The following is a 23,154-nucleotide window of genomic DNA, read 5'->3' as shown; positions in this document are numbered from 1 at the left end:
ATTTCTGGCTCGGTAGCTCAGTCGGTAGAGCAGAGGACTGAAAATCCTCGTGTCGGCGGTTCGATTCCGTCCCGAGCCACCATTTTCAAATAAATACGCCGGCTTAGCTCAATTGGTAGAGCAACTGACTTGTAATCAGTAGGTTGGGGGTTCAAGTCCTCTAGCCGGCACCATGTAAGTTTCGGAGGGGTAGCGAAGTGGCTAAACGCGGCGGACTGTAAATCCGCTCCTTCGGGTTCGGCAGTTCGAATCTGCCCCCCTCCACCATTTAAATTTCATATAGGGGTATAGTTTAAAGGTAGAACAGAGGTCTCCAAAACCTCCGGTGTGGGTTCAATTCCTACTACCCCTGCCAAAACATAACATGGCGGCTGTGGCGAAGTGGTTAACGCACCGGATTGTGGCTCCGGCATTCGTGGGTTCGATTCCCATCAGTCGCCCCATTTATTTTAAATATTTACAAATTAATTTAACTATGATAAGATACGTAATGTCTTATTTAAATATTAATGGTAATAAAATAAGTGTTGTAAACATATAATGTATTATTAATTCGGTGGGCTATAGCCAAGCGGTAAGGCAACGGACTTTGACTCCGTCATGCGCTGGTTCGAATCCAGCTAGCCCAGCCATTTTTGCGGAAGTAGTTCAGTGGTAGAATACAACCTTGCCAAGGTTGGGGTCGCGGGTTCGAATCCCGTCTTCCGCTCCAAATTTAATATGGCGGCATAGCCAAGTGGTAAGGCAGAGGTCTGCAAAACCTTTACCACCGGTTCGAATCCGGTTGCCGCCTTTCTTATTATGCCGATGTGGCGGAATTGGCAGACGCGCACGACTCAAAATCGTGTTCCTTCGGGAGTGTCGGTTCGACCCCGACCATCGGTATCAAATAACGTGGAAAAAGACTTTAACAGAAATGTTGGAGTCTTTTTTGTTTTTTTCGACACGATAAAAAATAATGTAAAGATGACTTTTGATATGCTTTGAGACGCAAAACTTACTTTTCACATCAATAATCTACTGGAATTCCTTTGTTTCCCCTTGTATTGTAATATTCATCGTATAAAATATTTAACAACTTCCCTCTTTCCTCGTTGCTTAAATTTTGGATAACGTCCATAATTTTTCCGCAGTTTTTAATTCATTCAAATTTTCCACCGCCTTTTTGAAGTTCAATTTCAATTGTAATCATTACTTGAAAATAAACCATCAATTTACCAGTGTTACATATATAATACATTTTTGGTATAATATTCTTCATATGGGGTATTAGATGAAATGTAAGATGGGGGAATAAGATGCAAAAGAAAATAATAATTTGGTTGGGGTCAATCGTAGGATTAATAGCTCTTACTATCGGTATAACTTTCGGAATGCTTGAACTTGCAGATAATCCAGCAGATAAAAAGACTAGCGCAGAGATAGATAAAAGCAAATATGCAGAAGTTCCAAAAGAAAAAGAGTCGATGACTGGTGGAATACAAGGAGCAGATGAAAAACTTCGTATTACTAAAGATTTTACAGAAAATGATGTCATTACAGCAATGCATAGTATGACTCACCAAAAAGTAGTAGCAGCTCAAAAGTGGGGAGCAATCCCAATGTCTAAGAAGAATGCTGAGACAGTAAAAAATATCGTAAGTCAAAGTAATTTTGAAAAGAAACAAGAACTTTTAGCAATTGCTGAAAGATGGATAAATAGAGATTTTAGTAAAATTGTAGATGATCATAACTACTTTTGGACATCACAAGAAGGAAACATTGGTAAAGCTACAGTAGTTATGGATCCATTAGAAGAACAAACTTTCTCTTTAAATAATTTCGGGGATGAAGTAACACGTCAGCTGCACAACTCAGGAGACCTTAAGCATATTTCAGGAGAATAAATATCCATAGTTTATAGTTAGAAGCTTCCCTTTGGGGAGGCTTTTTTCATTGACACTGTCAAATCATGTTATTTGAGTGTTAAATTCGTAATAAATTATAGAATTAAGGTATAATATAACTTGGTGAATGAACAAAATTATATCGATGTATATTATGTCAATAATGTGAGTCGATAATGAACTTTTTGTATTTATTTTGAAAAAGTGTTGAATAAACAGTATATTTCATATTAATATTTTTTATGTAGATTTAAACGTGAAAGAGAGTGGAACAGAATGGGTCGTAAATGGAATAATATTAAAGAGAAGAAAGCATCAAAAGATGCAAATACAAGCCGCGTATACGCTAAATTTGGACGTGAGATTTATGTAGCGGCAAAACAAGGTGAACCAGATCCAGAATCAAACCAAGCTTTAAAAGTTGTACTTGAGCGTGCAAAAACGTACAGTGTACCAAAAACAATTATTGACCGTGCAATTGAAAAAGCAAAAGGTGGTTCAGAAGAAAATTACGATGAACTTCGTTATGAAGGATTTGGACCAAATGGATCTATGGTAATTGTAGATACACTTACAAATAACGTGAACCGTACTGCAGCAGATGTACGTGCTGCATTTAGTAAAAATAGCGGTAACATGGGTGTGAATGGATCTGTAGCATATATGTTTGATGCGACTGCTGTTATTGGACTTGAAGGAAAAACTGCAGATGAAGTACTTGAAATTTTAATGGAAGCAGATGTAGATGCACGTGATATTTTAGAAGAAGAAGAGTCAGTTATCGTTTATGCTGAGCCTGATCAGTTCCATGCGGTACAAGCAGCGCTTAAGGATGCTGGTATCACTGAATTCACAGTCGCTGAACTAACAATGCTTGCACAAAGTGATGTAACACTTTCAGAAGATGCACAAGCACAATTTGAAAAAATGATTGACGCATTGGAAGATTTAGAAGATGTTCAACAAGTTTACCACAATGTAGATTTAGGAGAATAATATATGAAAAAGAGACCTTTTGTTGTTTAGAACAAAAGGTTTTTTTAGATCATCTATAGCCTAAAAGAAAAGGATTTTTGAATTTAATAATGAATATTAATATATATTGTATTTAAAGTGAGATAAATATTCTTTGGAGGCTATATGATGGAATATAAAACACCTAAGCATATTGTTGCTGTTTCAGCTTGCATAATGAATGAAAATAGCGAAATTCTATTAGTAAAGGTTCAGTGGAGAGCTGATACATGGGAAATGCCTGGCGGACAAGTAGAAGAGGGAGAACCTCTTGATCGGGCAGTTTGTCGAGAAGTACTTGAGGAGACAGGCTTCGTAGTGCAACCAGTTGGAATTACAGGGCTTTACTATAATGCCTCAAAGCATATTTTATCAGTGGTGTTTAAGGTGGAGTATGTGAGCGGAGAAATAAAAGTCCCACAAGAAGAAATAAAAGAAGCAAAATTTATTGCTTTGAATGAAAATAATATTGATGAATATATAACGCGTCCTCATATGAAATCGAGAACACTTGATGCCATAAAAGCAAAAAATTTTATTCCATATGAAACTTGGGAAGTAGATCCTTATAATTTGATAGGAAGATTATAGGTTATTTCATCTATGTTTTATTTAAAAGAACAAGTTATTTGAGATACTACCAAATAGCTTGTTCTTTTTTCTTATATTGTGTAAGTAAAAATGTCTAGTATGATGCATAATCGGTGAAACTAGGTAAGGTAGTAAGATTATATATGTAAATAGATATTGATTGAAAGAACGTTTGTTTGGTATTATATCTATATTGTTCAAATTGGATTTTTAAAATGCTGTAGACAAAATATTAGGAGAGGAACAACTAAAACTGAAAATATGCTAGGTGATATAATAGAAGAGGGATATGTGATTTTTAAAGCAATTCATTTGAATATATATATTCATTTTGATTTTCCGACATATAAGTCGCGGCTATGAAAACAAAAAGGAATCTCCACTCATTTTTCCCTTTGTTCTTACGTGGCATGGGGCTAAAAAAGGTACTGACCGTTTCTATACATGGCCGGATTCTCTCTCCCAACTAAAAAAGGGGGTTATGTTGTTTTTTTTATTTGGATGTATATAGAAGCTTGCTATTTTTTCTGCTAGAATATGTATTTTATAGCTTACAACATTGTAAGGTAAGTGTAAGAGAAATCAATTGGAGATTGCTTTAAGAAACATTATTCTTAATGTAAGAAGTATATATGCTGTTAGGAAAAGAGGTGTGCACAATGAAAGAACGAGTACTGTCTAGAGTCAACTATCATCAAAAGGTTGCATTCAATCCAATTACAAAATTTCTTTATAAGGCCATTATTTTATTATTATTATTTAGTTGTACATTATTATTGATTGGAAATGTAATGATTGAGCGAAGTGATATTAGCAAGTTACATGTACCCGCTAAATTAGAGGTACCAGAACCTTTGGCTCACGCGTTTATTGCGACAGAAGATAAAAGGTTTTATCATCATAACGGTCTAGACTATATAGCAATTGTTCGAGCTTCTATTGAAAATATAAAAGCTGGTGGTGTTGTACAAGGCGGAAGTACAATTACACAGCAGCTCTCCAAAAATGCTTTTTTATCTAATGAACGTACATTTTCTCGTAAATGGAAAGAAGTCTTTTATACAAAAAAAATTGAGCGTACATTTACTAAAAATGAAATCTTAAAATTATATGTGAGCAATATTTATTACGGAGAAGGTGCATGGGGGATTGAAAAAGCATCCCAGCTATACTTTGGAAAAAAGGTTAATCAATTAACATTAAGTGAAAGTGCAATGATGGCTGCTGTTGTGAAAGCTCCTTCTTATTATTCTCCTGCTCAAAATTATGATAAAGCAGTAGAAAGACGAAATGTTGTTTTGAAATTAATGGAAAAAGAAGGTTATATTAACCATGATGAATATATGCAAGCAATTAGTGAAAAATTAGTAATTCGTCATGATATTCCAACGAAGCATTCATTGCAAAAAGTAGCTCGTGAAAAAGCGGTAAGTTAAAGGAAGTTCCTAAATAGGAACTTCTTTTTTAGAGCGCCGAGAATGAAAGATGGGTTGTTATTTGTCGAATGGTCGATATATTTGGATTTGCGCTGATATATTGTAAGAAGCGGTCGATATATTTGAAAAATCGCCGATAAAATTTCATTTACCATGTCAAACGAACATCCACTTATAGGATTCTTCATAAATTGTCCTTATATAATGGCTTTTCTTCGCCGTAAGCTAAAGGAAGATACTATTTTGTGAATACAATATAAAAAAACGGGACACAATATTGTCACATTTGCTGAGTTTTTAGAAATTATGTGAGCGTGTTCATTGCATGAGGTATAAAAGTATTGATATCATGTGTAATGTGTACAACAATGTATACAGAATATGAATTTAAAGAGGAATGTATATGAAATCATCAAATAAAATCATGGCTCTTGGTATTGTTTTTTCTATTGCGGTATTAATTGTAATTGGGACAATTGCATACAGTATCATCAATGATAAAAAGGATAAAGGGAATGAGATGTTTGCTTATTCCACGCAGCAATCTTTAGGTAAAAAAGATGCTCCTGTTAAGGTTGTAGAATTTGGAGATTTTAAATGCCCAGCTTGTCGAACTTGGGATGCGACGGTACTACCTCGTTTAAAAGAAGAGTATATTAATAAAGGTAAAGTACAGTTTTATTTCATTAACTTCCCATTTATCGGGAAAGATTCCGATTTAGGTGCAGCGGCTGGCGAAGCGATTTATAAACAGGACCCTGAATCCTTCTGGACATTCTATGATGAAATCTATCAAAGTCAGAAGAAAGATACTGAAGAATGGATTACAGAAGAACTGCTTCTTAATATAGTGCAGGAAAAACTTCCAAAAGTTAATGTGGATCAGTTTAAAAAAGATTTACATAGCAAAGAAATTCAAGATAAAGTACGTAAAGATTCAGACCGTGCACAAAAACTGAAAGTACAAGGTGCTCCTTCAGTATATGTAAATGGAAATCTTGCAAATCCAGATTATGATAGTATAAAAAAGGAAATTGATAAAGCATTGAAAAAGTGATGAGTATACTCATCACTTTTTCGACTTTTTTCGATAAAATTCTTGCTTAGGTTTTTGTGACGTGCTATACTATTTTACATAAGTTATTTGAATAGCTTATCTTTTTTCACATTTGCGGGTGTAGTTTAGTGGTAAAACAAGAGCCTTCCAAGCTCTGGTCGAGAGTTCGATTCTCTTCACCCGCTCCAGATATTATTTTATATTTTCATAATACATTGTGATCAACGCAGTGTTTCGTTTCTAAGATAAACGAGGCATTGCGTTTTTTAATGTTTGGAAATAATGATTTTATGCGAAAATAGAAATAAAGAATATGATTACGAAGTGAATTGCTAACCATCAGTAGATGACTAAGTATATGTATTCATCGTAGAAGGAGGCAAAGCATGGATTTTGAGCAATTAAAACAAGATGTTATAGCGTATAGTAAAACGATTGGTATAGATAAAATAGGGTTTGCGAGTGCCTCACCATTTGAAGAATTAAAACAGCGTTTAATTCAGCAACAACAATTAAATTATCAGTCAGGTTTTGAAGAGCCTGATATTGAAAAAAGAACAAATCCACAGTTACTATTGCCGGGAGCAAAATCAATTATTGCAATTGCATTAGCATACCCATCCAAATTGAAAAATGCACCGTTAAGTAAACGAGGAGAACGCCGGGGAATTTTCTGTCGTGCTTCTTGGGGACAAGATTATCATCTTGTTTTACGAGATCGCTTGCAAAAATTAGAGGCGTATTTAATTGAGAAGCTTCCAGATATAGAAGTAAAATCAATGGTGGATACAGGAGAATTAAGCGATCGTGCAGTTTCAGAGCGTGCTGGTATTGGATGGAGCGGTAAAAATTGTTCCATTATTACGCCAGAATTTGGCTCCTATGTGTATTTAGGTGAAATGATTACGAATGTACCATTTCCGCCGGATCAGCCAATAGAAGATCAGTGCGGAAGCTGTACAAAGTGTATTGATATTTGTCCAACCGGTGCACTTGTGCAGGGGGGACAGTTAGATTCAAAAAAATGCATTGCTTTTTTAACACAAACAAAAGGATTTCTCCCAGAAGAATATCGAGATAAAATTGGAAACCGTATTTACGGCTGTGATACATGCCAAACGGTTTGTCCAAAGAACAGAGGGAAGGATTTTCATAATCATCCAGAAATGGAGCCAGACCCAGAGCTTGTTAAACCACTATTAACCCCATTATTAACGATAAGTAACCGAGATTTTAAAGAAAAATACGGTATTATGTCTGGATCATGGCGCGGGAAAAAACCGTTGCAACGAAATGCGATTTTAGCCCTTGCTCATTTCAAGGAAACCACAGCAATTCCCGATTTAATTGGTGTTATGAAAGATGATCCAAGACCAGTAATTCGTGGGACTGCAGCATGGGCTCTAGGAAAAATTGGTGGTGAAGGTGTAGGCGAAGCAATTGAAAAGGCGATGGAACGTGAAAAGGATGAAGAAGTTCTTCATGAAATGAATCGCGGTCTTGAAATGTTAGCTGAGAAAAAACAGTAGATAATGTCTCCCTTTTTCATATTCTAATATGGGAGGGAGAGGAAATGTTGGTAAAACAAAAACTTGAACAACAGATGCAACAATTTTTAGCGTATATTACAAATAAACGTACGAGTGTAGATCAGATTCCTGCTGATTTACTACAAGTATTACAGCGGAAAAGGAATTTATTTCAAAACCGTGATGCTGAAATTGTAAAGGCAACAGCAGATGTATCTTTTATAAGACAGTGGAATAGTAAGCAATATCAAGAAGTAGATTATCAGGTTCATTTAAAATATTTAGTTCGTCACCATGAATTATTCTATATGGAAGAAGAACAATTAGAACGACGTGTTTATTTAAAAGATGGACGTATTGTAGAAGATAAAGATATTGAAACAAAAGAAGAAAGATTCCAAAGAGAAACGTTAGAGCGTGAGATAAAGAAAGGAAATTATGATTCGTATCAATATAATCGCTTAGAAGCTGTTAAATATGCGGAGCATTGGTGGGATGATCGGAATCCAGCATATCGTAATTTTCCTGATAATTGTACGAATTTTATTTCGCAGTGTCTGCATGCTGGTGAAACACCAATGACTGGGTATCCTAACATTCGTAAAGGATGGTGGCAACGGGAGAATCAGTGGAGCTGGAGTTGGGCAGTCGCTCATTCATTTTATTGGTATTTATCAGGGGCTACAACAGGACTACGCGCTAAGGCAGTAGAAAGGCCAGAAGACCTTCTACTTGGTGATGTCATTATTTATGATTTTGAAGATGATGGTAGATGGAATCATACAACAATCGTTGTAGCAAAAGATGCAGATGGTATGCCGCTTGTAAATGCCCATTCTGCTAATAGCCGTAGGCGGTATTGGAATTATGAAGATTCCAGTAAATATACGCCGAAAATGAAATATAAATTTTTTCATATTATTAATAGGTAGAGATTTTTCGTTCAAGTGGTATAATACGTAGTAGACAAAAGATTGAGGTGAATATCACGTGGGAGTACATGTTGTTTTATATCAACCAGAAATTCCAGCAAATACAGGAAATATTGCACGTACTTGTGCAGCAACTGGAACAGAATTACATTTAATTAGACCATTAGGGTTTTCAACGGATGATAAAATGTTAAAACGTGCAGGATTAGATTATTGGGAGCACGTAAAAATTACGTATTATGATTCAATTGAAGAGTTTTATGAAAAAAATAGTGACGGTGAATTTTTCTATTTAACAAAGTATGGTGAAAAAGCACATACAGCGTTTGATTATAGTAAGCCTGAGAAAGATTATTACTTTGTATTTGGTAGAGAAACAAACGGATTGCCAGCAAACGTAATTGAAGAAAACTTCGATCATTGTTTACGTATTCCAATGACTGACAAAGTACGTTCTTTAAATTTATCTAATACAGCAGCGATTTTAATTTATGAAGCATTTCGTCAACAAAATTATCCAGGCTTAGATTTAGAAATTGTATACTAAAGTCTGTATGTAATTAATAACAAAAAGTGATGAGCCTAGGCTCATCACTTTTTGTTTGTACCTGGTTTATCATTATAACCTGAAGTGAAAATTGCAGTAAGAAATGTAAGTGATACACCTAAAATTAATAATAATTTCATATGAATCCTCCTTCTTCGTATTTTAGCTAATTTAATCGGAAGTTTATGTAGATTCTGTGGAAGTAAAGAAGTGATGTTTGTGAAAATGAGGGGGAAATTCCCTGATAAACTCATTATACCGAATTTTCTTTTAATTTTGTGGTGAAATTTATAATGTTTGTAGAAGATTTCATTTTGATTTGAAGAATGTTTAAGGACATCCTCGCATACCTTTTATAATAATCCGATTGAACAAGGAGATGGGGGAGGAGCTATAATGGATATTCTAAAGAAAATTGAACAACATCGAGAAGCAGAAGAACGTTTACAATGGGAAGGTACGTTTGCGGAGTATTTGGAGCTTGTGAAAGAAAGACCATGGGTGGCTCAAACTGCACACTCTCGCATTTACAATATGATTAAAGACGCTGGTATTGAAGAAGTAGAAGGGCGAAAAAAATATAATTTCTTTAGCAATCAGTTATTTGGATTAGAAGACGCATTAGAGCGTCTTGTAGAAGAATATTTTCATCCGTCTGCAAAACGTTTAGATGTTAGAAAACGGATTTTATTATTAATGGGGCCAGTTAGCGGTGGTAAATCAACGTTAGTTACGATGTTAAAACGAGGATTAGAGACATATTCGCGTACAGATCGTGGAGCCGTTTTTGCGATAAAAGGTTGCCCAATGCATGAGGATCCACTTCACCTAATACCACATCATTTACGTGATGATTTTTATGAAGAGTATGGCGTAAGAATTGAAGGGAACTTGTCGCCGTTAAATGTGATGCGACTAGAAAAAGAATACGGTGGAAGAATTGAAGATGTAATTGTAGAAAGGATTTTCTTCTCGGAAGATCGCCGGACAGGAATTGGTACATTTAGTCCTTCAGATCCAAAATCACAGGATATTGCGGATTTAACAGGAAGCATTGACTTTTCTACAATTGCAGAATATGGTTCAGAGTCAGATCCGCGTGCATATCGCTTTGACGGAGAGCTAAATAAAGCAAACCGTGGAATGATGGAATTTCAAGAGATGTTAAAATGTGATGAAAAATTTTTATGGCATCTATTATCACTGACGCAAGAGGGGAATTTTAAAGCTGGGCGATTTGCTCTTATTTCAGCGGATGAATTAATTGTAGCGCATACAAATGAAACAGAGTATCGTTCCTTTATTTCCAATAAGAAAAATGAGGCGTTACATTCAAGAATTATAGTAATGCCTGTTCCATATAATTTACGAGCGAGTGAAGAAGAACATATTTATGAAAAGATGATTTATGAAAGTGATGTTGCAGATGTGCACATTGCGCCGCATACACTTCGCGTCGCAGCGATGTTTACGATTTTAACACGCCTCAAGGATCCGAAACGCCCAGATATTGATTTAATTAAAAAGATGCGTTTATATGATGGAGAAATGGTTGAAGGATACAATGCAATTGATGTCGAAGAATTGCAGCGTGAATATCAAGATGAAGGTATGAGTGGGATTGATCCGCGTTATGTCATTAATCGTATTTCTTCTACTATTATTAGAAAAGAAGTACCATCAATTAACGCGCTTGATGTATTACGTTCGTTAAAAGATGGATTAGATCAACATCCATCCATTAGCAATGAAGACCGGGAGCGCTATATGAATTTTATTTCATTAGCAAGAAAAGAGTACGATGACATTGCTAAGAAAGAAGTACAAAAAGCGTTTGTGTATTCATATGAAGAATCGGCTAAGACACTTATGGATAATTACCTAGATAATGTTGAGGCATATTGCAATAAATCAAAATTACGGGATCCGTTAACAGGTGAAGAAATGAGTCCAGATGAAAAGCTTATGCGTTCTATTGAAGAACAAATTGGCATTTCAGAAAATGCGAAGAAAGCATTCCGAGAAGAAATTTTAATAAGAATTTCTGCTTATGCTCGTAAAGGGAAACGTTTTGATTACAATTCACATGAGCGTCTTCGCGAAGCAATCCAGAAAAAATTATTTGCCGATCTGAAAGATGTTGTGAAAATTACAACATCTACGAAAACACCAGACGAAAATCAGCTGAAGAAAATTAATGATGTTGTAGCACGCTTAATCGATGAACATGGCTACAATTCTTCATCAGCGAATGAATTACTTCGCTATGTAGGTAGCTTGTTGAATCGATAGTTTGATAATAAAACGCTGTCTCTTATGAAACCAGAGGCAGCGTTTTTATATCTATCTGATTGAAGTGATGAAACTCTATTATATAAATCACATCTAAATTGCAGCTATGAAAACAAAAAGAAATCCCCCCTAACTTCTTCCTTTTGTTTTCACATGGCATGGGGCTTAAAAGAGAACGGACCGCTACTACACTCGGCTCGATGCTCTTTTTCACTTAAAAAGTAGGTTTGATGTCGGTTTTTCAAAGTGAATATTTCATTTTATGTATGGACTTGTCCAAATATAATAAATTAAGGTGTAATTTCATGAATTTCTTGTCAATTATTTTTACAATACGCATATGATAGAGTAACCAACCGTTCATACAGAAAAAGCCAACACAATACAATATGTTGCAGGTCGAAAAAGTGTGCAACAATGAATTGTGTTTCTTTCTTATCAGGTAAAGAAATTTTAAATTTAAATGGATGCTAAAGTTTTGTTAAAGAAGTTCGGGGCAATACGTAAAAAAGCTATGGGGCCTTATGATTTTGGGAAAGGTCATTTCTAATGAACAGATACTTTTTAATTATTTTTTTTGCGATATCATAACCTCAAATCCATATATTCCTGTTTATTAGAGAAAATGAAGGAAAATTACAGTAAGGAGGGAAAAGGATGGGCGAAGAAAATCAACCAAATTATACAATTTCACAGGAAAACTGGTCCCTCCATCGCAAAGGACATGACGATCAACAACGCCATCAAGAAAAAGTGCAAGAAGCAATTAAAAACAACTTACCGGACCTTGTGACAGAAGAAAGTATCGTTATGTCTAATGGTAGGGACGTTGTTAAAATACCAATTCGGTCTTTAGATGAATATAAGATTAGATATAACTACGATAAGAATAAACATGTTGGGCAAGGAACTGGTGATAGTAAAGTTGGTGATGTGGTTGCACGAGATGGATCAAGTGGTCAAAAGCAAAAGGGACCAGGAAAAGGGCAAGGTGCAGGAGATGCAGCTGGAGAAGATTATTATGAAGCAGAAGTATCAATTTTAGAATTAGAGCAAGCATTTTTTAAAGAGTTGGAGCTGCCTAATTTAAAACGGAAAGAAATGGATGAAAATCGTATTGAACATATTGAATTTAATGACATTAGAAAGACAGGACTATGGGGAAATATTGATAAAAAACGGACAATGATATCAGCTTATAAACGAAATGCGATGAATGGAAAGCCTGCTTTTCATCCGATTCGCCAAGAGGATTTGAAGTTCCGAACGTGGAATGAAGTGCTGAAGCCAGATTCCAAAGCTGTCGTATTAGCAATGATGGATACGAGTGGATCTATGGGGATTTGGGAGAAGTATATGGCGCGTAGTTTCTTCTTTTGGATGACAAGATTTTTACGTACAAAGTACGAAACTGTAGATATAGAATTTATTGCGCATCATACAGAAGCGAAGGTCGTAACAGAAGAAGAGTTTTTCTCAAAAGGCGAAAGTGGCGGAACAATATGTTCCTCTGTTTATAGAAAAGCACTCGAGATTATAGATGGAAAGTATTCACCAGACCGCTATAATATTTATCCATTTCATTTTTCAGATGGGGATAATTTAACATCAGATAATGCTCGTTGTGTTAAGCTTGTACAAGAATTGATGAAGGTATGTAATATGTTTGGGTATGGAGAAGTAAATCAGTATAATCGTCACAGTACGCTTATGTCAGCCTATAAAAATATTAAAGATGAGAATTTCAGGTACTACATTTTAAAACAAAAAGCGGACGTGTTTCACGCAATGAAGAGCTTTTTTAGAGAAGAATCAGGTGAAAAAATGGCATAACCCCTTTTTTAAGGGGTTTTTTAATGTGCTTAAACATAATGGTATAAAGTTAAATTTTAATTCGTTGTTTTTTTATCCCTACTCATTATCAGCCCTCGCTAATCGGGATTTTGCGGGCAGTGGATCCTCCGCCTAACTTCTTTGCTTTTGCTGAAATAAGGTACTATTAATTATATACTATACTATTTTTTATACAAATAAAGGAAGATTTGTAAAGTTAATGTATATATAACTTTACTTTTTATGTAGAATAGTATATTGTATAGATATACAATATATCGGTTATTTTCTAGGAGGAGCCTGTCACAATAGGCTTCTCCTGTTCTTTTTTAGAGAGCCTGTCGTCCAGGTTTTTCTTAATAGTAAATAACTGAAAATTATGAAAAATAATTCTTGAAAGAGGTGAGGCACACATATAACAAAGAGAGAGGCAATAATGAAGGGGGGATAAGGCATGACATTGTTTGGGTATCCGCTTGAAACAATTTATTTATATGGATTTATTATTGCTACTGTACTTACTATTATTTATATCTTTTTTGGAGATGTATTTGAGTCCATATTTAGCTTTGGCGGTGGATCTGTCTCCATTGTAACGCTGTTGCTCAGTTTCCTTGCAATGCTTTGTGGGTTTAGTTATATAGGTGAGTACTTATTTTCTTTGAATAGTATTGTTATTTTTAGTCTTTCTTTTGGTATATCCTTTATTGGTGTTTTTTTAATGAAGATATTGATTTTAAAACCAATTGCAGAAGCTGAACAAAATACAGTGCAACGTATGGATGAATTTGTTGGCTGCAAAGGAGAAGTGATTATTACTATCCCGAAAGAAGGCTTTGGGGAAGTGCTAGTCTCTTCGAAATTTGGAAGCAATGCGATACCAGCTAAGACAGTTGGAAAGAAAGATATTATACAAGGAACACAAGTTATGATTGAGGGAGTTCAAGATGGTGTTTTGCTTGTACAAAACATCGCTTATTCTTTAAAAAAACCAAAGTTATAAGGGGGAATTTGAATGATTCCATTAATTATCGGTGGTGTATTACTCGCAATTTTACTTTTACTTATTTTGGTGTTTATTACAAAATACCGTACAGTTGGTCCAGATGAAGCATTGATTGTTACCGGGAACTGGCTTGGCGGGGGAAAGAACGTTGTTACAACAGATGATGGAAAGAAAATTAAAATTATTCGTGGTGGTGGTACTTTTGTAGTGCCGATTATGCAACGAGCAGAACCTCTTAGTTTACTAAATTATAAATTAGAAGTTGGAACGCGTGATACGTATACCAAGCAAGGGGTACCAGTTACAGTAAATGGTGTTTCTATTATTAAAGTAGGTTCAACAATTGAAGAAGTATCTACAGCTGCTGAACAATATTTAGGAAAAGAAACCGAAGAGTTAAAAGTAGAAGCAAAAGAGGTATTAGAAGGTCATTTACGTGCTATCTTGTCTTCGATGACAGTGGAAGATGCTTATAGTAATAGAGAGCAATTTGCTCAAAAAGTACATGAAGTTGCTTCAACTGATTTGAAAAAAATGGGTCTTCGTATTGTTTCGTTTACTATTAAAGAAATTATGGACAAAAATGGTTATTTAGATGCGCTTGGTCAACCGCAAATCGCAACAGTAAAACGTGATGCAACGATTGCGAATGCAGAGCGTGAAAAAGAGGCACGTATTGAAAAAGCCCGTGCAGAAAAAGAGGCAAAAGAAGCCGAGTATCAACGTGATGCACAAATTGCTGAAGCTGAAAAGCATAAGGAATTAAAAGTGCAATCATATAAGAGAGAGCAAGAGCAAGCACGTGCCGATGCGGACCTTTCGTATGAATTACAACAAGCAAAAGCACAACAAGGTGTTACAGAAGAGCAAATGCGCGTTAAAATCATTGAGCGTGAAAAGCAAATTGAATTAGAAGAAAAAGAAATTGCGCGTCGTGAAAAACAATATGACGCGGAAGTAAAGAAAAAAGCAGATGCAGATCGTTATGCGGTTGAACAATCAGCGGAAGCGGAAAAAGTAAAACAAATGAAAAAAGCAGATGCAGATCAATATAAGATTGAAGCAGAAGCAAGGGCACGTGCGGAAGAAGTACGTGTAGAAGGTTTAGCAAAGGCCGAAATTGAAAAGGCACAAGGGGAAGCAAAAGCGGAAGTTCAAAAAGCACAAGGTACAGCAGAAGCAGATGTTATTAGGTTAAAAGGTTTAGCAGAAGCAGAAGCGAAACAAAAAATCGCAGAAGCATTTGAATTATATGGTCAAGCGGCAATTATGGATATGGTTCTTAAAATGCTTCCAAGCTATGCGAAAGAAGTTGCAAGTCCACTTGGCAATATCGATAAAATTACTGTTGTTGATACAGGCGGCGGTGGAAAAAACAGCGGCGCTGGAAAAGTGGCAGGGTATGCGACTGATTTAATGGCAACGATGCAAGAAACATTGAAAGCTTCTTCTGGTATTGATTTAAAAGAGTTATTGGAAGGATTTGCTGGAAAAGGTGCTGTGCAGCAAGTGGTGAGTGAGAAACCTGTTGTGCAGGTAGTGGAAGAAAAAGAGAAAAGTGAGAAGTAAAAAGTAAGGAAAGAAGGCCCCTAGCAGTAGGGGCCTTCTGACATGCTATTTAGAATGGTACTCCATTTCCACTAATCTATCTAACACCCTTCTTTTCTTATAAAGCATCTTACCTACTTCAGCAATTTCTTCAATAGTTTTTCGATTTAAATAAGCTCCAAAAATCATTCCAGCAACAGGAATGATTTGAAATAGCTTTTTCCACCCGTAATTGTCACGATATACAGTAAACACTTCTCGCCATGATTTAACTTGTGACATACTGTCATCGTGATTGGCACGAGAATCAAAATGTTTTAATTCATGAAGAATTGTTTGTTTTCCTACCATATCAGATGAAGAAAATTGTAAGCATTTTACGATAAATAACCTCTCTTGCATATCTTCAGGGTTATAACCGTAGCAAATGGCAATCTCTTGTAAAACGTTTAGTGACATACTTAAAATAGCTGGAATATCAATTGCCAGTGTGAAGATACCACCAAAGCCAGTTGTCGCTCCTTGGGCAGTTGCGACAGATTTTCTATTTTTAATCATTTTATCAACGATTGAATCCATTTCACTTAAAGAGAATTGTTGAATGTCTTCTAACGAAGTGGCGTTCTCAAATTTTTTTATTGTTGTTTGTGGATGAATTAAATATTTACTTCCAGAATTAAGATATTGAATAAGCTCATCTAATAAAAGGTTAATTTTTTTATGAATAAACTTGGGCGTGAGCTTATCAAGAATAGCAAAAGGGATTTTCCCCCACTTTTCAAAGAACCAAAGATCCTCCTGCTCTTTCTCCCATTTTTCAATCATTGTAATTTCCTTTAATAAAAGCTCCTTTGATTCCATTTTTTAACCTACTTTCGTATGGACATATATGTTTATTTTACTCAATAGTTTTTTAATAATAAACAAAATTTAGTGTATTTAGTTATAATGGATATAACATTTAAAAAAGACAATAGGTGACTTCTTTTTTCATCTATGTTTCACGAAGTAATACGCAATGAAAGTTAGGGGAATGATTTTGAAGTTTAAAAAATTAAAATTACAGCCAAGAATTACGTTAACGATTAGTGCACTTATTTTCTTTGTTCTTATTTTAACGAGTTTTCTTTTTTATTATATCGTATCTAAAACAGTGGAAGAGCAAATTGGTAAAAGGGCGTTACATGTTGCTAAAACAGTCGCTGCTATACCTGAAATTCAAGAAGCATTTCAGAAGGAAAATCCATCTGCTATTATTCAACCAATTGTTGAGAAAATACGGATCGAAACAGATGCAGATTTTATCGTAGTGGGAAATAAAGATGGCATTCGTTATGCACATCCTTCGCGTGAGAAAATTGGAAAAGAAATGGTTGGTGGGGATAATGAAGGGGTGTTAAAGGAAGGAAAGTCATATATTTCTAAAGCGACTGGGACATTAGGTCCTTCCTTGCGCGGGAAAGTGCCAATTCGTGATCAGACTAATCGTATTATCGGGGTTGTATCTGTTGGGTTTTCTATGGAGGATATTCATGAAGTAGCAGAGGCATATGGGAAGAGAGTACTTTGGATTGCGATGGCTGGATTAGTTATTGGGATATTGGGTTCTATATATTTAGCACGTAGTATAAAAAAATTAATGTTCGGTTTTGAACCAGAAGAGATTTCCTCTCTATATGAAGAGTATAGTGCCGTTATTCAATCTGTACGGGAAGGGATTATGGTAATAGATAAAGAAGGGGATATTCGTTTAGTCAATCAGGCAGCGTATGAAATTCTTTCTCTTGGAAAAGATCAGACGATCATTGGAGAGTCTATTTTGAAAATTATTCCTAACTCTTCTATATTAGATGTGCTCCGAACTGGAGAAGAGCAATTTGATCGCTATTTAGATATAAAGGGTCAAGCTGTAATTGTAAATCGATTACCTATTAAGGTAAACAACGTCGTAATTGGGGTCGTTTCTAGTTTTCGTTTAAAGTCAGAGATGGATCAGTTAACAGAGGAACTCTCTCAAGCGAAACGTTATACAGAGGCGCTTCGAGCACAAACACATGAGTATAACAATTTGTTGTATACGCTGTCAGGTCTTATCCAATTAGAGTCATATGATGAAGCGTTAGAGCTTATTCATAAGGAGACTGCTGTATATCAAGAGTTTGTTCAATTTATTATAAAACGTATACACAATCCGTGGTTAGGTGGAATTTTAATAGGATTTTATAATCGTGCTAGGGAATTGAAAATTAATTTTATTTTAGATTGCGAGAGTAGTTTGCAAAGTTTAGGTTCTCATATTGATAGTAATCACGTTGTTTCTATTTTAGGGAATTTAATCACCAATGCGTTTGAAGCAGTTGAATATACTCAGGAGTATGAAAAACAAGTTAGAGTGTTTGTAACAGATATTGGAGAGGAAATTGTCATTGAAGTTGAAGATTCGGGTTGTGGGATTGATGATGAGGTAATTACATACATATTTGACAAAGGATTTTCGACAAAAGAAGGAGAAAAACGAGGTTATGGATTAGCAAAGGTAAAAGAGTTGGTTGAAGATTTAAATGGGAGTATCGCACTAGAAAAAGGGGATTTAGGTGGTGCATTGTTTATAGTTGCATTGCCAAAAGAAAGAGGCGAATTGTAATGAATGAGGGGATTGAAGTACTAATTGTAGAAGACGATATTCGCATTGCAGAGATTCATCGTCGTTTTACTGAAAAAGTAGGGGGATTTAAGGTAATTGGAACTGCAACAACAGGAGAACAAGCGAAAGAGTGGCTAGATCTTGTTTCTCCTCAACTTGTTTTACTAGATGTATATTTACCGGATATGCAGGGGATGGAACTTGTTACATATATAAGACGTAATCTACACGATACAGATATAATTATGATTACAGCGGCATCAGAAGTTGAAGTTGTCCACCATGCATTAAGAGGGGGAGCAGCAGATTATATCGTAAAACCACTTATGTTTGATCGATTTAAAAGAAGTTTAGAAAATTATAAAAAGAAAATACAGCAATTAAAAACACATCAACAATTATCTCCAGAACAAATTGAGAATCTATGGTTTCAAAAAAATGAAGAAGTGAATTCAGATGTGTATGCTCCGAAAGGGATAGATCCTTTAACATTAACGAAAATTAAAAAGCATGTGTTAATGGTTGGACAAGAAGGTATTACTGCAGAAATGTTGAGTTTACAGGTAGGAGTAAGTCGTTCCACAGCAAGGCGTTATTTAGAGTACTTAATTTCTGAAAAGAAGATTCATGCAGAGCTTATATATGGGAGTGTTGGAAGACCAGAAAGAAGATATTTTCGAATTTCTTCATGAAATATAGAATAGAAAAAGTAGAGTTTGTTATTATCCTATTTTATGAACATTAGATCTTTTGTGATGTAAATATTCATAAAGGAATTTAAAGAAAATAGGTAGCAATCCAAGAATCGTGAGAACGCGTATTACTTGAACTGTGACTACAAATGTAGCATCTGTTTGTAAAATGATTGCGGTTGTTGTCATTTCTGCAATCCCGCCAGGTGCAAGAGCTAGTATAGAAGTAACTAGTGGAATATTTGTGACGGAAGAAACAAAGAATGCACACAATATAGAGATTCCAATCAGGCCGATAGAACTAAATAAGCCTATTATGATTGTTTGTTTTACTCCAATAAACATTTCTTTATTAAAACGAAACTCCTTTCAAAGAAGTTTCGTTACGGATTATATCGGAATGATGCCAGTAATAATACCAACAATTAACATTACTAGTGTTGTTCCAACTGCCCATAGTAAGGTGAAACGTTGATGTTCACCAAAATCAACCTTTGCCATCCCAACTAATAAATAAGTGGAAGCGACGAGTGGACTTAGTAAGTGAACAGGTTGTCCGAGTAACGAAGCGCGTCCCATTTCAGCGGCGCTAACTCCGTAAGCAGCAGCGGCTTTTGTCAAAATAGGTAGTACACCGAAGTAAAACGCATCATTGGACATGAAAAATGTGAACGGCATACTTAGAAGAGCTGTAATAATCGGAAGTTGTGGTCCAAGCGCATCTGGTATGAGAGTAACTACACTTTGAGCCATCGCATCTACCATTTTTGTTCCAGATAGAATACCTGTGAAAACTCCAGCAGCGAATACGAGAGAAACAACTGCTAATACATTTCCAGCGTGAGAAGCAATACGTTCCTTCTGTTGTTCTAAGTTTGGGTAGTTGATCATAACGGCAATAGCAAAAGCGACTGTAAATAAAACTGGTAACGGCATAACTTCTAGTATGAGACAAACGAGTAAGGCAACTGTTAATAAAAAGTTAATCCAGAGTAGTTTAGGGCGTTTATATGATACAGCTTCGACTGTTGCAGCTTGCTCATCGATTGTTTGCATTTTCTTTAAATATTGTACATCCATAATTCCTAAACGTTTTCTTTCTTTTTTTCCGAGATAGTAGGCAACAAAAATAACCCAAATTGCACCAGCAATCATTCCTGGAATAAGAGGTGTGAAGAGTTCGGATGCATCAAGGCCAAGTGCACTCATAACTCGAGCGGTTGGTCCTCCCCAAGGTGTAAGGTTTGTCACTCCTGCTCCTAACATAACAACCCCAGCTAATATAAGTGGATTCATTCCAAGGCGTTTATAAAGTGGATACATGGCAGAAACTGTAATCATATATGTTGTTGTGCCGTCACCATCCAAAGAAACGATAATCGTTAGGATAGCTGTACCAACAACAATTTTTAAAGGATCGCCTTTTACAAATTTCAAGATTTTACTAATGACAGGATCGAATAAACCACTATCAATCATAATTCCGAAATATAAAATGGCGAACATAAGCATAATACCAGTTGGTGCTAATTTCTTTATTCCATCTAGCATCATTGGTCCTACATCTGCATAAAATCCCCCAATTAATGCAAATACAATAGGAATTAAGATTAATGCAACTAGTGCTGACATACGTTTTGACATAATTAAAAACATAAAGACAAAGACCATTGTAAATCCGAGTATCGCTAACATGTAATCTCCCCCTCTAAAAATGATTACGCTTTCATTTTGTGTTTAAAATTCAGAAAAAACTTTTTATTTATCATAAAGGATAGAATAGCGATGGTAAATAATTAGCAAAATAACGTTATTAAACGCATAATTGTCATTTTGATCATTTTGTTCATGAGTTTTATTTTGAATTTTTAAAAATATAATCTATTTATTTTAATAATGATAGAATAGATGAGAAAATTGTGAAGCGTGAAATAAGGAGTAGATTTTGAATGAAAGCAATGAATGAAGAGATCTGTAGTTCATATAAAGGAAGAGTGGAAGAAATTTTTGTTGATGAATCGTCTTACGTATATGAATGGGAGGAACTAATGACGATTCGAAAAAATGACGGAACAGTGGAGAAAGTAGCGGTGGGAGTTAGTGGTCATATACAATCTATAAATATAGAGGTTGGTCAAGAAATTGATGTGAATACATTGCTACTTACAGTAGAAGATGATTTGCTAATTACTGGTTGTGAATGATAGAAGATGTGTAGAAATTGCTACACATCTTTTTTATTAGCAATAGAGTTCTTCATCTAATATATACTTGTTCTCATTTTTGATAATATAGGCATAGGATAAGAAAGAAGACCGATTTTAACTATATATTATTCCTGAAAAACAGTGAGGAGCGAATAAGCATGGGGAAAGAACTGTTTGTGACGATGGAATGTGCGTATACACTTCAAGGAACATTAACACTCCCTACATATTATTCTGCATCGTATCCAGCTATTTTAATAATTGGCGGTACTGGGAAAGGCAATCGTGATGGAAATACAAGTCGTTTACAGTTAAACTTATATAAAGAATTAGCGGATTATTTTACCTCTTTAGGCTTTGCAGTACTTCGCTATGATAAACGTGGTACTCATAAAAGTAAGGGGAATTATTATAAATCAGGGGTGACAGACTTTATTGATGATGCTGTTTTATGGATTAGATTTTTAAAGGATCATCCACAAATAGATCCCAAACGTGTTATTATTGCTGGGCATAGTGAAGGAGCTTTACTTGCGCCAGCTGTCTACGCAAGGGAATCAGTTGGGGGATTAGTATTACTTGCTGGTGCAGCGGAACCATCTAAATTACTTTTGGAAAGACAAATAGATAAAGTTGTCAACGAATTAGAAAATGAATCAGGATTCCTTGGTTGGTTATCTAAAATGTTGAAGATTCCACAGCGGATGAAAAAGCAGAATGAGGTAATTACGAAAAAGGTGCAAGATTCAACAGAAGCTGTTATATGGATAAAAGGGACAAAAGTGAATGCAAAATGGTTAAGAGAACAGTTACAATATAATGTAGTTACATATTTAGAGCAAGTGTCATGTCCTGTTTTAGCAATTACGGGAGACAGGGATATACAAGTGCCGCCTGAGCATGCTAAACTGATTGCTTCATATGTTAATGGTGAAGCAGAATGGCATATCATTCCGAACATGAACCATATTTTAAGAAATTATGAACATAAGCATACAATGATTCGATTAATGAAGGAATATAAGGGGCTTATGGATAAATGTATTGAAGAAGAGTTGTTACATGTGATGAAGGGATGGTTAAAAAAACATTATCTTTCATAGGAGCTGTAAGTTGTGAGGAAACAAAAGTTTTTATTATTTGTGTTAATAGGGATTTTCATTATGATAGTGGCTTGTGAGAAGCAAGAAGAGATTGAATCTAAGCCGATTCAAGTGAAAAATGAAAACAAACAAGAGAATACACATAAAGAGGAAGAAGAGAACAAAGAGAAAAAAAGTATGAATTTAATGGATAAGCAATTATTACTTTCTGCGACACTAGGTGATACAGAAACAGCTATGAAATTAATAAAAGATGGAGCAAATATAAATGTATCAGGGGATCAAGGAGAAACTCCTGTAATGGCAGCAACGTATCGTAATCACGTTGAGACAGTAAAAACATTGATTGACGCAGGTGCAGATATTGAATTACAAGATAAAAATAAAGAAAATCCATTCCTTTATGCGAGCAAAGAGGGTTATGTTGATATTGTGAAGCTAACAATCGATGCAGGAACGAATATTAGAGAAATAAATCATCGCGGTGGAACAGCGCTCATTCCGGCAGCTGAAAGAGGACATGTGGAAGTTGTAAGAGAGCTAGTGGGTCGTACAGATATTGATGTGAATTATAGAAATGACCTTGGTTGGACGGCGTTACTAGAAGCAATTGTTCTTGGTAATGGCAGTGAAAATCATAAGCAAATTGTTCAGCTGCTCATTGATCATGGGGCAGATGTAAATATGGCCGACCGAGAAGGGGTTACTCCACTAGAGCATGCGGAGAAGCGAGGATTTAAAGAAATGGCGAATATGTTAAGAGTAGCAGGAGCAAATGAAACTATCAAACAACCTACAGAATAATATAGGTTATGAAAAAAGAGATAAGCGGAAGTC

Annotated in this window: 18 protein-coding genes, 10 tRNA genes and 2 pseudogenes; 27 read left to right on the top strand and 3 right to left on the bottom strand. The window is 35.4% G+C overall.

Annotated elements, in window-relative coordinates:
* Window positions 1-6: 6 nt before the first annotated feature.
* From LOK41_RS24925 to LOK41_RS24820, 22 genes are all read left to right on the top strand, one after another.
* Window positions 7-82, top strand: a tRNA-Phe gene (locus LOK41_RS24925).
* 15 nt (window positions 83-97) lie between these two features.
* Window positions 98-173 (top strand) — tRNA-Thr (locus LOK41_RS24920).
* Window positions 174-183: 10 nt separating this feature from the next.
* A tRNA-Tyr gene (locus LOK41_RS24915) sits at window positions 184-267 on the top strand.
* 14 nt (window positions 268-281) lie between these two features.
* Window positions 282-355 (top strand) — tRNA-Trp (locus LOK41_RS24910).
* Between the two features lie 12 nt (window positions 356-367).
* A tRNA-His gene (locus tag LOK41_RS24905) sits at window positions 368-443 on the top strand.
* 114 nt (window positions 444-557) lie between these two features.
* Window positions 558-632, top strand: a tRNA-Gln gene (locus LOK41_RS24900).
* A 5-nt stretch (window positions 633-637) separates the two neighbouring features.
* Window positions 638-712 (top strand) — tRNA-Gly (locus LOK41_RS24895).
* 10 nt (window positions 713-722) lie between these two features.
* Window positions 723-793 (top strand) — tRNA-Cys (locus LOK41_RS24890).
* A 10-nt stretch (window positions 794-803) separates the two neighbouring features.
* Window positions 804-885 (top strand) — tRNA-Leu (locus tag LOK41_RS24885).
* Between the two features lie 413 nt (window positions 886-1,298).
* Window positions 1,299-1,886: a PRK06770 family protein gene (locus LOK41_RS24880; RefSeq protein ID WP_241818750.1), complete on the top strand. Its 588-nt coding sequence runs from the start codon at window positions 1,299-1,301 to the stop codon at window positions 1,884-1,886.
* Between the two features lie 276 nt (window positions 1,887-2,162).
* The gene (locus tag LOK41_RS24875; RefSeq protein ID WP_174103369.1) at window positions 2,163-2,882 is read left to right on the top strand and encodes a YebC/PmpR family DNA-binding transcriptional regulator; all 720 of its coding nucleotides are present in this window, start codon (window positions 2,163-2,165) and stop codon (window positions 2,880-2,882) included.
* Between the two features lie 147 nt (window positions 2,883-3,029).
* Entirely contained in the window at window positions 3,030-3,491 is a 462-nt protein-coding gene (locus LOK41_RS24870) for an NUDIX hydrolase (RefSeq protein WP_241818749.1), read from the top strand.
* 659 nt (window positions 3,492-4,150) lie between these two features.
* Window positions 4,151-4,927: a transglycosylase domain-containing protein gene (locus tag LOK41_RS24865; protein WP_174103373.1), complete on the top strand. Its 777-nt coding sequence runs from the start codon at window positions 4,151-4,153 to the stop codon at window positions 4,925-4,927.
* A gap of 403 nt (window positions 4,928-5,330) precedes the next feature.
* On the top strand, window positions 5,331-5,984 hold the full coding sequence (locus LOK41_RS24860) for a DsbA family protein (RefSeq protein WP_174103375.1): 654 nt from the start codon (window positions 5,331-5,333) through the stop codon (window positions 5,982-5,984).
* Window positions 5,985-6,098: 114 nt separating this feature from the next.
* Window positions 6,099-6,172: transfer RNA gene (locus LOK41_RS24855), tRNA-Gly, on the top strand.
* 198 nt (window positions 6,173-6,370) lie between these two features.
* Window positions 6,371-7,513, top strand: a complete 1,143-nt coding sequence (gene queG / locus LOK41_RS24850) for a tRNA epoxyqueuosine(34) reductase QueG (RefSeq protein ID WP_174103377.1) — start codon at window positions 6,371-6,373, stop codon at window positions 7,511-7,513.
* A gap of 44 nt (window positions 7,514-7,557) precedes the next feature.
* Window positions 7,558-8,445: an amidase domain-containing protein gene (locus LOK41_RS24845; protein WP_241818748.1), complete on the top strand. Its 888-nt coding sequence runs from the start codon at window positions 7,558-7,560 to the stop codon at window positions 8,443-8,445.
* 58 nt (window positions 8,446-8,503) lie between these two features.
* Window positions 8,504-8,992 (top strand): tRNA (uridine(34)/cytosine(34)/5-carboxymethylaminomethyluridine(34)-2'-O)-methyltransferase TrmL, encoded by a 489-nt coding sequence (gene trmL / locus LOK41_RS24840; RefSeq protein ID WP_174103381.1) that lies wholly within the window; start codon window positions 8,504-8,506, stop codon window positions 8,990-8,992.
* Between the two features lie 396 nt (window positions 8,993-9,388).
* On the top strand, window positions 9,389-11,284 hold the full coding sequence (locus LOK41_RS24835; protein WP_174103383.1) for a PrkA family serine protein kinase: 1,896 nt from the start codon (window positions 9,389-9,391) through the stop codon (window positions 11,282-11,284).
* 657 nt (window positions 11,285-11,941) lie between these two features.
* Window positions 11,942-13,117 carry a sporulation protein YhbH gene (gene yhbH, locus LOK41_RS24830; protein WP_241818747.1) on the top strand — a complete coding sequence of 392 codons (1,176 nt, stop codon included), beginning with the start codon at window positions 11,942-11,944 and terminating at the stop codon, window positions 13,115-13,117.
* A 454-nt stretch (window positions 13,118-13,571) separates the two neighbouring features.
* Window positions 13,572-14,120 carry an NfeD family membrane protein gene (locus LOK41_RS24825; RefSeq protein ID WP_241818746.1) on the top strand — a complete coding sequence of 183 codons (549 nt, stop codon included), beginning with the start codon at window positions 13,572-13,574 and terminating at the stop codon, window positions 14,118-14,120.
* Between the two features lie 12 nt (window positions 14,121-14,132).
* On the top strand, window positions 14,133-15,692 hold the full coding sequence (locus LOK41_RS24820; RefSeq protein WP_241818745.1) for a flotillin family protein: 1,560 nt from the start codon (window positions 14,133-14,135) through the stop codon (window positions 15,690-15,692).
* A gap of 45 nt (window positions 15,693-15,737) precedes the next feature.
* Here LOK41_RS24820 and LOK41_RS24815 read toward each other — a convergent pair whose 3' ends face one another.
* Window positions 15,738-16,532 (bottom strand): EcsC family protein, encoded by a 795-nt coding sequence (locus LOK41_RS24815; protein ID WP_241818744.1) that lies wholly within the window; start codon window positions 16,530-16,532, stop codon window positions 15,738-15,740.
* 172 nt (window positions 16,533-16,704) lie between these two features.
* On the opposite strand from LOK41_RS24815, the gene LOK41_RS24810 reads away from it, so the two are divergent.
* Both LOK41_RS24810 and LOK41_RS24805 read left to right on the top strand, forming a co-directional pair.
* Complete coding sequence (locus LOK41_RS24810; protein ID WP_241818743.1) at window positions 16,705-18,315, top strand: ATP-binding protein; 1,611 nt, start codon at window positions 16,705-16,707, stop codon at window positions 18,313-18,315.
* Window positions 18,315-19,007 (top strand): response regulator, encoded by a 693-nt coding sequence (locus LOK41_RS24805; RefSeq protein WP_241818742.1) that lies wholly within the window; start codon window positions 18,315-18,317, stop codon window positions 19,005-19,007. Before LOK41_RS24810 ends, LOK41_RS24805 begins: the two co-directional genes overlap by 1 nt.
* A 30-nt stretch (window positions 19,008-19,037) precedes the next feature.
* On the opposite strand, the pseudogene LOK41_RS24800 reads toward LOK41_RS24805, so the two are convergent.
* Window positions 19,038-19,355: pseudogene (locus LOK41_RS24800) on the bottom strand (AbrB family transcriptional regulator); the annotation flags it as partial.
* A gap of 42 nt (window positions 19,356-19,397) precedes the next feature.
* Window positions 19,398-20,702: a CitMHS family transporter gene (locus tag LOK41_RS24795; protein ID WP_241818740.1), complete on the bottom strand. Its 1,305-nt coding sequence runs from the start codon at window positions 20,700-20,702 to the stop codon at window positions 19,398-19,400.
* A gap of 254 nt (window positions 20,703-20,956) precedes the next feature.
* Between LOK41_RS24795 and LOK41_RS24790 the strand changes: the two genes are divergently transcribed.
* From LOK41_RS24790 to LOK41_RS24780, 3 genes and pseudogenes are all read left to right on the top strand, one after another.
* Complete coding sequence (locus tag LOK41_RS24790) at window positions 20,957-21,211, top strand: hypothetical protein (protein WP_241818739.1); 255 nt, start codon at window positions 20,957-20,959, stop codon at window positions 21,209-21,211.
* A gap of 161 nt (window positions 21,212-21,372) precedes the next feature.
* The gene (locus tag LOK41_RS24785; RefSeq protein WP_241818738.1) at window positions 21,373-22,317 is read left to right on the top strand and encodes an alpha/beta hydrolase family protein; all 945 of its coding nucleotides are present in this window, start codon (window positions 21,373-21,375) and stop codon (window positions 22,315-22,317) included.
* Window positions 22,290-23,121, top strand: a pseudogene (locus tag LOK41_RS24780) (ankyrin repeat domain-containing protein). The gene LOK41_RS24785 and the pseudogene LOK41_RS24780 overlap by 28 nt, the downstream one beginning before the upstream one ends.
* Window positions 23,122-23,154 lie beyond the last annotated feature (33 nt).

Source organism: Bacillus sp. TL12 (assembly GCF_022625245.1).
In the GTDB taxonomy this organism is placed as follows: Bacteria; Bacillota; Bacilli; order Bacillales; family Bacillaceae_G; genus Bacillus_A.
This window is presented reverse-complemented; position numbering and strand designations above follow the sequence as displayed.

Excerpts from the sequence above, each read along its gene's own strand:
- LOK41_RS24880 (WP_241818750.1), top strand. The coding sequence starts at position 1,299 with ATGCAAAAGAAAATAATAATTTGGTTGGGGTCAATCGTAGGATTAATA.
- LOK41_RS24875 (WP_174103369.1), top strand. The coding sequence starts at position 2,163 with ATGGGTCGTAAATGGAATAATATTAAAGAGAAGAAAGCATCAAAAGAT.
- LOK41_RS24870 (WP_241818749.1), top strand. The coding sequence starts at position 3,030 with ATGGAATATAAAACACCTAAGCATATTGTTGCTGTTTCAGCTTGCATA.
- LOK41_RS24865 (WP_174103373.1), top strand. The coding sequence starts at position 4,151 with ATGAAAGAACGAGTACTGTCTAGAGTCAACTATCATCAAAAGGTTGCA.
- LOK41_RS24860 (WP_174103375.1), top strand. The coding sequence starts at position 5,331 with ATGAAATCATCAAATAAAATCATGGCTCTTGGTATTGTTTTTTCTATT.
- queG (WP_174103377.1), top strand. The coding sequence starts at position 6,371 with ATGGATTTTGAGCAATTAAAACAAGATGTTATAGCGTATAGTAAAACG.
- LOK41_RS24845 (WP_241818748.1), top strand. The coding sequence starts at position 7,558 with ATGTTGGTAAAACAAAAACTTGAACAACAGATGCAACAATTTTTAGCG.
- LOK41_RS24835 (WP_174103383.1), top strand. The coding sequence starts at position 9,389 with ATGGATATTCTAAAGAAAATTGAACAACATCGAGAAGCAGAAGAACGT.
- yhbH (WP_241818747.1), top strand. The coding sequence starts at position 11,942 with ATGGGCGAAGAAAATCAACCAAATTATACAATTTCACAGGAAAACTGG.
- LOK41_RS24825 (WP_241818746.1), top strand. The coding sequence starts at position 13,572 with ATGACATTGTTTGGGTATCCGCTTGAAACAATTTATTTATATGGATTT.
- LOK41_RS24820 (WP_241818745.1), top strand. The coding sequence starts at position 14,133 with ATGATTCCATTAATTATCGGTGGTGTATTACTCGCAATTTTACTTTTA.
- LOK41_RS24815 (WP_241818744.1), bottom strand. The coding sequence starts at position 16,532 with ATGGAATCAAAGGAGCTTTTATTAAAGGAAATTACAATGATTGAAAAA.
- LOK41_RS24810 (WP_241818743.1), top strand. The coding sequence starts at position 16,705 with ATGATTTTGAAGTTTAAAAAATTAAAATTACAGCCAAGAATTACGTTA.
- LOK41_RS24805 (WP_241818742.1), top strand. The coding sequence starts at position 18,315 with ATGAATGAGGGGATTGAAGTACTAATTGTAGAAGACGATATTCGCATT.
- LOK41_RS24795 (WP_241818740.1), bottom strand. The coding sequence starts at position 20,702 with ATGTTAGCGATACTCGGATTTACAATGGTCTTTGTCTTTATGTTTTTA.
- LOK41_RS24790 (WP_241818739.1), top strand. The coding sequence starts at position 20,957 with ATGAAAGCAATGAATGAAGAGATCTGTAGTTCATATAAAGGAAGAGTG.
- LOK41_RS24785 (WP_241818738.1), top strand. The coding sequence starts at position 21,373 with ATGGGGAAAGAACTGTTTGTGACGATGGAATGTGCGTATACACTTCAA.